Annotated in this window: 13 protein-coding genes; 10 read left to right on the top strand and 3 right to left on the bottom strand. The window is 40.1% G+C overall.

The genetic code is table 11. The features are described from left to right. Positions 1-11: 11 nt before the first annotated feature. Positions 12-773, bottom strand: a complete 762-nt coding sequence (gene fdhD / locus M3189_RS17045) for a formate dehydrogenase accessory sulfurtransferase FdhD (RefSeq protein ID WP_251635660.1) — start codon at positions 771-773, stop codon at positions 12-14. A 450-nt stretch (positions 774-1,223) separates the two neighbouring features. On the opposite strand from fdhD, the gene pdxK reads away from it, so the two are divergent. The 3 genes from pdxK to bshB2 all read left to right on the top strand — a co-directional run bounded on the left by pdxK (position 1,224) and on the right by bshB2 (position 3,246). After that, the gene (gene pdxK / locus M3189_RS17040; RefSeq protein WP_251635651.1) at positions 1,224-2,051 is read left to right on the top strand and encodes a pyridoxine/pyridoxal/pyridoxamine kinase; all 828 of its coding nucleotides are present in this window, start codon (positions 1,224-1,226) and stop codon (positions 2,049-2,051) included. A 156-nt stretch (positions 2,052-2,207) separates the two neighbouring features. Further along, complete coding sequence (locus M3189_RS17035) at positions 2,208-2,558, top strand: YojF family protein (RefSeq protein WP_251635641.1); 351 nt, start codon at positions 2,208-2,210, stop codon at positions 2,556-2,558. A gap of 19 nt (positions 2,559-2,577) precedes the next feature. After that, positions 2,578-3,246, top strand: coding sequence for a bacillithiol biosynthesis deacetylase BshB2 (bshB2, locus tag M3189_RS17030; RefSeq protein ID WP_251635640.1), 669 nt, complete (start codon positions 2,578-2,580; stop codon positions 3,244-3,246). A 120-nt stretch (positions 3,247-3,366) separates the two neighbouring features. On the opposite strand, the gene M3189_RS17025 is transcribed toward bshB2, so the two are convergent. Next, positions 3,367-4,110: a Crp/Fnr family transcriptional regulator gene (locus tag M3189_RS17025; protein WP_251635638.1), complete on the bottom strand. Its 744-nt coding sequence runs from the start codon at positions 4,108-4,110 to the stop codon at positions 3,367-3,369. Positions 4,111-4,353: 243 nt separating this feature from the next. On the opposite strand from M3189_RS17025, the gene M3189_RS17020 reads away from it, so the two are divergent. The 7 genes from M3189_RS17020 (at position 4,354) to M3189_RS16990 (ending at position 10,987) form a co-directional block, all read left to right on the top strand. Then, positions 4,354-4,797, top strand: coding sequence for a cytochrome c family protein (locus M3189_RS17020; protein ID WP_251635636.1), 444 nt, complete (start codon positions 4,354-4,356; stop codon positions 4,795-4,797). Between the two features lie 16 nt (positions 4,798-4,813). Continuing rightward, positions 4,814-6,682, top strand: a complete 1,869-nt coding sequence (gene nosZ, locus M3189_RS17015; RefSeq protein ID WP_251635634.1) for a Sec-dependent nitrous-oxide reductase — start codon at positions 4,814-4,816, stop codon at positions 6,680-6,682. A gap of 67 nt (positions 6,683-6,749) precedes the next feature. Continuing rightward, a complete protein-coding gene (locus M3189_RS17010) occupies positions 6,750-7,316 on the top strand; it encodes a hypothetical protein (RefSeq protein WP_251635632.1) in 567 nt (188 codons plus the stop codon). Continuing rightward, on the top strand, positions 7,313-8,653 hold the full coding sequence (gene nosD, locus M3189_RS17005) for a nitrous oxide reductase family maturation protein NosD (protein WP_251635625.1): 1,341 nt from the start codon (positions 7,313-7,315) through the stop codon (positions 8,651-8,653). The genes M3189_RS17010 and nosD overlap by 4 nt, the downstream gene beginning before the upstream one ends. Next, positions 8,617-9,414 (top strand): ABC transporter permease, encoded by a 798-nt coding sequence (locus M3189_RS17000; protein ID WP_251635623.1) that lies wholly within the window; start codon positions 8,617-8,619, stop codon positions 9,412-9,414. Before nosD ends, M3189_RS17000 begins: the two co-directional genes overlap by 37 nt. Beyond that, positions 9,411-10,088, top strand: coding sequence for an ABC transporter ATP-binding protein (locus M3189_RS16995; RefSeq protein WP_251635621.1), 678 nt, complete (start codon positions 9,411-9,413; stop codon positions 10,086-10,088). The genes M3189_RS17000 and M3189_RS16995 overlap by 4 nt, the downstream gene beginning before the upstream one ends. After that, the gene (locus M3189_RS16990) at positions 10,085-10,987 is read left to right on the top strand and encodes a FixH family protein (RefSeq protein ID WP_251635618.1); all 903 of its coding nucleotides are present in this window, start codon (positions 10,085-10,087) and stop codon (positions 10,985-10,987) included. The genes M3189_RS16995 and M3189_RS16990 overlap by 4 nt, the downstream gene beginning before the upstream one ends. Before the next feature lie 84 nt (positions 10,988-11,071). Here the strand turns inward: M3189_RS16990 and M3189_RS16985 are convergent. Then, positions 11,072-11,166, bottom strand: a 95-nt coding sequence (locus M3189_RS16985; RefSeq protein WP_251636430.1) for an IS3 family transposase, incomplete at its 5' end; no start/stop codon positions are given.

Genomic DNA, 11,166 nt, shown 5'->3' with positions numbered 1-11,166 from the left:
TATTCCCCCCTTCAATGCATCTCGACAGCGGGTATTTCCAATAAATCATTTTCAACTCGGCCTGTTGAGGTGTAAATATTAGCCATTTTCCCTCGTAAATAGCCAATAACCTCTATATTTAAATATTTAGCCAACTGAACAGCCTGCTTGGTAGCCGCTGTTCGTGAACCAATAACAGGAAAGCCAAATTTCGCTGCTTTGGAGAGCATTTCATATGAAACCCTGCCGGTTGTTAATAGTACTAACCGTTCAGGATGCAAACCCATTCGTAATGTGTGGCCAATGATCTTATCGACTGCATTGTGCCGCCCAATATCTTCACGGACGGTGATAGTACCTGCTTCATCAATAATACAGGCTCCATGCATGCCGCCAGTTTCCAAATAAAACGGTGAATTTTGAGCAAATTCACTTCGCTTTTTTAACAAATAACTTAATTTATAACTGTGCTCAGAAAACACCTTTTGAAAATTTTTCACGTCTGTCATCGAGAAAAACGTGACTCCGCGGCCGCAGCCAGCTGTATAGTGCTTCTTTTTTGTAAATAGCTCTTCCTCATTAAAGCCATTCAGAAGTGAGACGTTGATGCTTCCCATCTCTTCATTAATGGTAATGGATTCAATCTCACACGATCTCTGAATAAACCCTTCAGAAAACAAATAACCATAGGCCCAATCCTCTAAATCGTGTTTCGTTAGTTGAAATACAGCTATCTCATACCCATTTAAAATTAAGGTAATTGGATATTCATCAGGACATCCTTTTCGGTGCATTGTTGTCCCTCCTATTCAGGAAATACATTCTTGGCGTTTCAATTGTAATGATGTTACCTAGCCTTCTCAGCGACATTTATCACAATTTACAGCACATCAAAATGAATTAGCTATGCCATTTAAATTTATAATAAATAATGAGCACTTAATCATAGGACTTTGACGAATCTCGGACATTTGTGTGTCGAATTATTGAATTCTCTCAAAATCGACAGCCTAAACCACTATTTGTAAGCGATACCAAATTTTATTTTGTATCTTTAGTACTATCGTACGATGAGTCTTTTTTCTCGGAAGTAAGAAATATCACATATAACCATCTAAATAAGATAAAAAGCGTCTTTTGTCATCTTTCTGACAAAATCATATTTTTCTAAATCTCTGCTATATTTCTTCATTTGATTTATAATAGAAATAGTGTTTTTACAACAAGCTTTAGGAGGAGTACATATGACAATTAAAAAGGTTATGACGATTGCGGGTTCAGACACGAGTGGGGGTGCAGGAATTCAGGCTGATATCAAAACATTCCAAGAACTAGGCGTGTACGGAATGACAGCGCTGACTACCATCGTTACAATGGATCCTAAGGATTGGCACCACAGTGTCTTTCCAATCTCCGTCGAAAGTTTAAAACCACAAATTGATACCGTCTTATCTGTAGGAATTGATGCTATGAAAACAGGCATGCTAGGTACGGTTGAAATTATTGAATTAGTAGCGAAGGTTATCGATGAACATAAATTAGAAACGGTTGTCATTGACCCCGTTATGGTGTGTAAAGGCGAGGATGAAGTGCTAAATCCTGAAACCACTGACGCCATGCGTGAATTGTTACTGCCACGTGCTTTAGTTGTGACACCTAACCTTTTTGAGGCTGGTCAATTAGCACAAACAGGTCCCGTTAAAACCCTAGAGCAGATGAAGGAAGCAGCACGAAAAATTCACGATTTAGGTGCAAAATATGTAGTTATTAAAGGTGGCAGCAAGCTTTTAACAGAAGAAAAGTCCATTGACTTATTATTCGATGGTAAAGACTTCACCATTTTTGAAAGTGATAAAGTTGAGACGAACTTCACTCATGGTGCTGGCTGTACCTTCTCATCTGCCATTACCGCAGAGCTAGCAAAGGGAAGTTCCGTTGTGGAAGCAGTAGAAGTTGCAAAAGACTTCATTTCCGCTGCTATCAGCCAAGGCTTCCGCTTAAATGAATTTGTAGGACCTACTTGGCATGGTGCCTATCGCGGCGCAAAAACTGAATACTGCACAGATTGTTAATCATTGAAGGGCCGTTCCCCATCGAACGGCCCTTTTATTATAAAAAAATCAGGCGTACATTTCGCTTTTTCAATGTTATTTTAGTATGATAGTTACATTATTAAATACACTAGTTGATAGATTACATACCACGTACAGGGAAAGGAGAAAAGAATTATGGAACCGATAAAAAACCATCTCCAGGTTCAAGAAGCGATTAACAGATACGCAAATCAGGATGTTTATATTCACCTGGAAACAACAAACGGTGCCTATGCATCCCACCATGACCAAACCTTCTTTTCAGCAGGTGCCTATATTCGAAATGCGCTTGTCCGGTACGAACATGGGAAGATCACTGGAACTGACCCCTATCGTGTCGGCTTAAAAATAAACCTTGGCTGGATTTATGCAGAAGGTCTTACTCATTTTGAAATCGATGAAGAGGACCGCTTGCTGTTAGCAGGCCATGATAACAAAGGGAAACTTGCGGTTGCCCTAGAAATCAGCACCACACCGTTTGAGTAAAGGAAAGGAGGAACCTTTTATGGAAAAAGAACGTCATCTATTAGTCGTCTTTCCACATCCAGACGACGAAGCTTTTGGAGTATCTGGAACGATTGCCACTCATGTACAAAATGGTACTCCTGTCACTTACGCCTGTTTAACTTTGGGTGAAATGGGGCGTAACATGGGGAATCCCCCCTTTACCAACCGAGAAAATCTCCCAAAAATCAGAAAAGAGGAGCTTAAGGCTGCAGCAAGTGCCATCGGAATTCAGGATTTACGCATGCTGGGATACCGTGATAAAACGGTTGAGTTTGAAGATGATGAGAAACTGGCAAATGCGATGTTGTCATTAATTAATGAGGTAAATCCATCGCTTGTCATTACTTTTTATCCAGGCTATTCTGTTCACCCCGACCATGACGCTACCGGTGCGGCGGTCGTTAGGGCCATCGAAAAGATTCCTGCTGCGCAAAGACCAAAGCTGCACTGTGTGGCCTTTTCAAATAATTGTGTAGAAGAACTTGGTGAGGCCGACATTGTCCATAATATTACTGCCGTAGCCGATAAAAAGCTCGCTGCCATTCAAGCTCATCGCTCCCAAACGGAGCAAATGTTTGGAGACGTGACCGAGAAATTGAAAAACCAAGACCCGCAAATGATGGTCTGGATCAATAACGAACGATTCTGGACGTACAAATTTGAATAATTAAAATACCTCTTTTCTTAAAGAGACCTGTGAAGGACAAATCTCTGGTGAACTTATCGAGTTTTGTCCTTCATGGCCCCTTAACCAGCAAAAAACCCTTCGTAAAAAGCGAAGGGTTTTTTAATAGGCTGGATTGATTAAGGTGCACAGTTTACACATATCAAGGATGATGATTTTCCTTGATTTCATATCGATGATTCCTTCTTTTTTCAGCTTCGAAAATACACGGCTGACACTTTCACGTGTGGTCCCCACCACTGTCGCAAACTCTTGAATCGTCAAAGGGATTTCAATATCCCATCTCGAGGTTGAACTATTAAACTTATTCCCCAACCGCTCTAACGTCTTTACTGTCTTCGCATAAACGTCTAACAGTGCAACATCCCTTAAGGTCGAAGTCATTTCACGGAGAGCTTCACTCATGTATTCGATCATTTGAACCGCAAGATCAGGATATTCATGAAGACCCTTCTCTAATTCTACTTTATCTAAAAAGAAAAGCTGACTATCTTGGAGCAATGTAGCTGTTGCTGGATAGAGCACGGAGGTCTTTGAGAATAGACAAGCCTCCGCAAACACATCCCCCTTTTGCTTCATACAAACAATAATCTCATTCCCGTTTTCATCCTGCTTTGTTAGCTTTACCGCCCCTGAATGAATAAAAAATACCCCTTTGGCCACTTCATCTTCACAAATAACCTGTGCTCCCTTTTTAAGGGTTATTGTTTGAATCCGGTTGGCGATAAGATGAATAGATTTTGCCGATAAATCTTTAAAAATGACAATTTTACGGAGAAAGTCCTCGATTTTCAACTCTCTTACTCTGCCTTTTGGCTGTTCCTGTAAAGCATGTACAGGATTCATGCTACCCCTCCTTCCTTTTTAAAAAATTCTGTGATACCACTTATGTTAATCCCATTGTAGTGAAAATCGTCTCAGCTCGAAGTGATAATTTTCACAAAACGTTCAATTTCTTAAAACCCTATCATTCCAACCCCCTTCACAAAACGTTCAAAGTTAGATAAAAAGTTGTGAGAAACGTCACATTTTTAAACTTGATTTCTTATTAGGATGAAGATGTTCATTAGACATAAAGGAGGGGGAAGTATGAATAAGGCAATTATGAGCTTTGTCGCTAGTATAATCATTGGTTTTGGTCTTGGGTACTTAGTATTTGGCGTCATTATGGGAGATGGAGATTCACAGCCACAGGTGGCTCAAACAGAACAAACAGACGAAGCAAGTAAAACAGAAGGTCAAAAAGAAGAAGCAAAAGAGGAAACCACAACGGTGGATGCCAATAACATCCTTAACAGCAAAGGCTGTCTCGGCTGTCACGCAGTTGATTCTCTTGGATTAGACGGCGGGGCAACAGGTCCTGACCTTTCAAAGGCCTTCACAGATGTTGAAGGAAAGCATGGCAAATCGATTGATGAATTCTTAAAAGAACCAACTTCTGCGGTTATGTCGAGCGTTATTGGCGGCAGCCCGTTAACAGATGAAGAACGCACGCAAGTGTTAGATATGTTGAAGCAAGCTTCAGAAAAATAATAAGGTGGTGTAATTGATGAAAAAATGGGTTCCAATCGCCTCAGGATTACTAGCAGGCTTTGTAGCAGCAACGATATCATTCGCTGATTTCTCAAATAGTACAAACAATCAAGTTGCTTCTAATAGTACCAAAAGCGATGCTGAAAAAGTTTATGTACCATTCGGTGAAAAAGATGATTACTACCTATTCGCATCAGGCGGCCACTCCGGTCAAATGTTTATCTATGGTGTTCCATCGATGCGTCATATTCGGACTGTACCAGTATTCTCACCAGACTCTGCCACAGGTTATGGGTTTGACGAGCATTCTAAAAAAATGTTGGGTGACTACACATGGGGAGACCTTCATCACCCAGCATTCTCTGAAACGAATGGTGACTATGACGGTAAATACATGTTTGCAACGGATGTAGGAAACAGCCGTGCCGCTGCAATGGATTTAGAAACCTTTACCGTAAAAGACATTATTAATGTTCCAAATACTAGCGGTCCGCACTGTGCGGCGTTCGTTACGCAGAATACTGAGTATATGTTCCTGCCAACACGTTTCGCAGTTCCAATCGGCTCTGAATACAAGCCACTCGACGATTACAGCGACCAATACCGTGGTGTAATGTCAGCCGTAACGTTTGATCAAAACAAAGATAAGCTTAATATTGCCTACCAGGTTGCTCTTCCACCATGGTCCTATGATTTATCAGACGCTGGTAAAAAATCCTCTGCGGATTGGGCAGTCATGACAACTTATAATACAGAAGAGGCCACAACAAATCTTGAAATTAATGCTTCACAGGCTGACCGTGACTTCATTGTTCTTTTTAACTGGAAAGAGCTTGAGAAAATGGTTGCCGACGGACAATATGATGAAGTTACAGGTCAAAAAATGATTTTCCCTGAAAAGCATAAAGGCGGTATCTACCTAGTTCCTGTTGCGAAATCACCACATGGTGTCGACGTAACGCCTGATGGAAAACATTTTATTGCTTCAGGAAAGCTAGCACCATCGATGACCGTATTCTCGTTTGAAAAAGCATTTGCAGCGATTGAAAAACAAGATTTCGCTGGCGAGCGCAATGGTATTCCAATTATCAACTATGATTCTATTATGGAAAGAGAAGTTAACCCTGAAAATGCCCTTGGACCGCTTCACACTCAATTTGATGACAAAGGAATGGCTTATACAACGATGTTCATTTCTTCTGAAATCGTGAAATGGGATCCAAAAACAGGCGAAACGTTAGATCGTGTACCTGTACAATATTCACCTGGACACTCTGTAGCAGCTGAAGGTGATACAGTTGCACCAGATGGAAAATGGCTGATTGCATTGAACAAAATTGCCAAAGACAGCTATTTATCGGTAGGACCATCACATCCTGAGTCCATGCAGTTAATCGATATCAGCGGCAAAATGAAGGTGATTCAATCTTCACCAGTTAACCCTGAGCCACACTACGCGCAAATCATTAAGGCAGATAAGATTAAAACGATTGAAGTATATCCGAAGGATGAAAACAATAAGCTTGCGACGTATAAGCAGGATCAGGCCAGAATCGAACGTAATGGAAACGAAGTTCATGTCTATGGTATTGCAATGCGTTCGAAGTTTATCTTTGACGCCAAAGCAAAACGTCCAGATGTGATTGAAGTCAATCAAGGAGATAAGGTGTTTATCCACTTAACGAACACAGATTTTGATGAGGACATTACCCACGGATTTGCCATCAACAGCTATAACTTAAACATTGAAGTTCAGCCTGGCCAAACAAATACAATCGAATTTACTGCAGACAAAGCAGGAACGTTCCCGCTTTACTGTACTAACTTCTGTTCAGCACTACACCAAGAAATGACCGGCTACTTCCTTGTTAAACCAAAGAAATAAAAAAGATGGTAAGGGTATCAATTGATTCAATTGATACCCTTCTCCGTTTAGAAGGGACTTGTTTTTTTTGAAAACAAAAAAATTATCACTTGTATCTTCAATTCTGATTGCCCTGGCTGCTATCTTGGTTGGACTCTCATTATTTTTCCCTTGGTGGCAGATGATTTTCTTTGCCCCGCAGTATCCAGAAGGATTAAATATTATTGTTTATCCAAATAAGCTTGAAGGTGAAATCGATATTGTTAACGGCTTAAATCACTATATTGGAATGGAAAATTTCAGTGAAGAGAACTTCCCTGAGTTGGCGTATCTATCCTACCTAGTCATTGGGTTAGCGGTGATTACACTCTTGACAGCCATACTTCGTAAAAAATCATTGCTTTATGGATTAATTGGCCTGTTTATCATTGGCGGTTCACTCGGAGTTTGGGACCTTACACGAGCACTTCGTAAATTTGGCACCAACTTAAGCCCAACCGCTCCGATAAAAATTGATCCATTTGTTCCGCCGCTTTTAGGGCATAATACAGTTGCAAACTTTGTCACCGAAAGTGTTCTTGGATATGGTGCGTATTTCCTAATAGCTGCTTTTATTCTATTACTGATTCCATTATGGAAGGATCGGAAAAGATGAAAAAACTACTGCTCTTTCTTTTCGTTTTCTCACTTACTATTTTCATTTATCCTGAGAAAAATAGTGCTGCCGAAAACTTACAAGCCATCATCGACAGCTTGGAAGAAGGAGCAGTTCTCAAGCTTGAAGATAAAACGTATGAAGGCAATATTGTTATTAACAAGGAGTTAACCCTTATTGGCAAGGCAAAAACCGTTATCAAAGGAGACGGAACGGGGAATGTCATCTCCATAAAAGCTTCCAATGTGACGCTTAAAAAGCTGACTGTTACCAATAGCGGTATGGACCGTAACTCACCAGAGGAATATGCCGGCATTAAGATATATACCAACGGAAATATCTTGGAACATATCAAGATTACCCATTCATTCCATGGAATCTATTTAAGTCAGGCACACCACAATAAAATCACCTATACCCAGATTCAAGGAATGGGCAAAGGCGAAATTGCGGCACAAGGAAACGGAATCCATGTCTATTACGCAAACCATAATCTTTTATCCCATAACACCATTGAAGGCACGCGTGATGGAATGTTCTTCGAATATGGTAACAACAACGAAAGCTATGAAAATAATATAAGCGACACAAGGTACGGCCTGCATTACATGTATTCCGATGAGAATATTTTTAAAGGTAATACTTTTACGATGAATACGGGCGGCGCTGCGGTCATGAATTCCAATCGTCTGCTGTTAGAGGATAATCATTTTATCGTTAACTATGGAAACCAATCGTTCGGATTATTGCTGCTGCAAGCGAATGATAATCAAATAAAAAACAATACCTTTTATATGAACCAAAGAGGTATATACATCGATCAAGCGACAAGAAATGCAATTCAAGGAAATAAAATCTCTCAAAATCAAATTGGGATTGAGCTCTGGGCTAGTTCTAACGAACAAGTCTTTACTGGAAATCTAATTACCGAAAACACTATTTCCGCCGTGACAATAGGCGGAACAGGAGAAACCAATTTCTGGAGTCATGAAGGCAAAGGAAATGACTGGGGAAACTCCTTCCCGCTTACTGATTTAAACCAGAACGGCATTGGGGACTTTCCTATAACCTATCGATCCTCGTTATACCAATTAATAGAGGACCAAGAATTATCGTATTTATTTTTAAAAAGTCCAGCACTTGCTATCTATGAAAAAATGAATGCGGCCTTGGTGGATGAAAAAGTGATGTTTAATGACCCTCATCCGCTCGCAGCTGCAAAAGGAAATTACAACCTTATACTATTCGCTGCGTTAGGGCTCGCCGCAGTGCTGATTTTAATAAAAGGGAGACATTTACTATGCATTACATTTGGAAGGAATGGAAGGAAAATATAAGAGGAAAAGGATTATGGCTCGCCTTAAGTATCATTGTTCTCATATCAGTCAGTATCTTGTTTCGTTCCACTGCCCTTTCATTTGATAAAGGCTTCTATGTTCTCTTAATTAATTTATTTGATACAATTATCTATTTTATCCCGATACTCTGCTTGTTTATAGGTGCCTTTTCTATTTTTCAAGAAAAGGAACAGAAGACATTAATCATGCTCCTAACAAAAAAGGATTCCTATACAAGCTTTTTACTACGCAAAAGTTTAGGGCTTTATGCGGTCGTCCTAATCCCAATTCTAGTTTGGTTTTTTCTCTACTTATTATTGCTCAAGTTTAATTTCCAGCTGGATATGAAGGCGTATTTCATCTTTATTTTAGCGATTGTGACTCTGTCGCTGGTATTTTTACAGATGGGTGCAGCAATCGGCAGCTTCAGCTCTTCAAGAATGCAGATTATCGGCTACACCATCTTTGTTTGGTTTTACTTTTTCTTTTTGCACGACTTTATCTTGCTCTCGTTTTTACCGGATGTTACCCATGAAAATGTGAAACTATTTTCATCACTGTATTTCTTAAATCCACTGCAGTCTGTTCGAATGTTCTTAGAAACTGGGATGGGCGTTTATTCGTTTGGTCATATGTCAAGGCTTCTAAAGGCCTTCATGTGGACAGAACCAGTATTCTTCTTACTTGGAAATCTTTTATTCTGGCTCATAACATCTATCATCACAGGTATTACTTTTCACCGTAAGGAGGGATTTGAATGATAGCTGTATCGAATTTAAACCAATCCTTCGGGAAAAAGTTAATTCTAGAATCTATCAATATTGAAATTAAGAAACATGAAATATGTGCCCTTGTTGGGCGTAATGGGGCTGGAAAGTCGACTTTTATTAACAGTCTTCTTGGTCTCCTTCCCGTCAAACAAGGTTCCATTTCTATTAATGGAATTGAAGTAACAAGGAAAAATCATGACTGGAAAAAAGCAATTGCTTATCTGCCAGAAAAATTTCAACTGTATCCCATGCTGACAGGGCTTGAAAATATAACCTTCTTTGCGGAGTCCGTCGGAAAAACAGTAGACCATGGCCGTATCGAGAGCGTCCTTACGTCGGTCAGTTTGTGGGAGGAACGCACTGTTCAGGTGAAGAAGTATTCAAAAGGGATGCTGCAGCGCCTTGGGTTGGCCATCACTCTCTATCAGGATTCAAGTATTCTGATTCTCGATGAGCCTACAAGCGGGATTGACCCGATGGGACGGAAGGAAATCTTAGAAGTGCTAAAATCGCTTCATGATAAGACCATCCTGCTCTCCTCCCATCATCTTGATGAAATCAAACAGGTTTGTACACATGTCGCCTATTTAAATAATGGGAAAATGGAGAAATACACCGTTGAGGAATTCTTACAAACACATAATCTTGGAGGGATTGAATCATGAAAAAAGCGATGAGGCTGACCGCACTGCTACTTTTTGCTGTCCTTGTAGGCTGTAGTGCCGACCCTGAGTATGATATAGAAGTGGTAGGTCCAATCTATCAACTAGCAGATAAAGAAATGCCTTTTGAAGTGAAGGTAACAGAAAAAGATGAGGCTGCTACCGGACTTAAAATTTCAGCAGAATTTTCAATGACCAATATGGATCACGGCACAACAGAAGTGAAACTTACAGAGGAAGAAGATGGGCTATACGCTGGTAAAGTCGAACTTCCGATGACGGGTAAATATGAAATTTTCTTTGTGTTAGAAAAGGATGGAAAAAAGGCAGAAAAGGTCATCAATTATGAGGTTAAAGAGGCAGAAGGCGTGGCATCGATTAACGGTAAATGGATTACCAATGAAGATATAGAGTTTTACAAGTTTATCAACTATCTTCAGCTAGCCATCAACCGTGAAACCGATCAAAAGCGCTATACGGGCGATCAACTAAAAGAAGCCTTATCCTACTGGGAATCGCAAGAAAAGCTAGTGGAAGACCAAAATCAATTATTAACACAAATCATTCGTCTCCGCTCCATGGCGATGCTCGCTGAAGAAAAAGGACACACAGCCACCGATGCAGAAGTGGAAACAGAAATCAATAAGGTCCGTGACCAATACAACCAGTTCGAATCTGCAAAAGCCATGATCAACGAATACGGAGAAGATAAATTTTGGGAAATCGAAAAGCAGCAATATCAACTCATCGTCCTCTCCCAAAAAGTACAAAACGACATCATCGAAAAAGTAAAAAAAGAAAACCCAACCATGGCCCAACAAGAAATCAACTTCCAAGCCCAAAAACAATACGAAGAACTACTCGTATCACAGGTTAACTCCATGAAAATCGTTATCCTGTAGCGGTGACAGGCACCATTTATGCAACCGCCAAATATACAAAAACCGCTGCATAATGATCTGACCCAATAAAGTTAGACAAATATTTTATGCAACCTTTAAGACTTGAGTTCGGTATTCCACTGGACTCAGGTCTTTTAATTTTGCCTTCATTCGTTTGTGATTGTAATAGTGAATATACT

It is taken from the genome of Neobacillus niacini (assembly GCF_023715415.1).
Classification (GTDB): Bacteria; Bacillota; Bacilli; order Bacillales; family Cytobacillaceae; genus Neobacillus; species Neobacillus niacini_C.
This window is presented reverse-complemented; position numbering and strand designations above follow the sequence as displayed.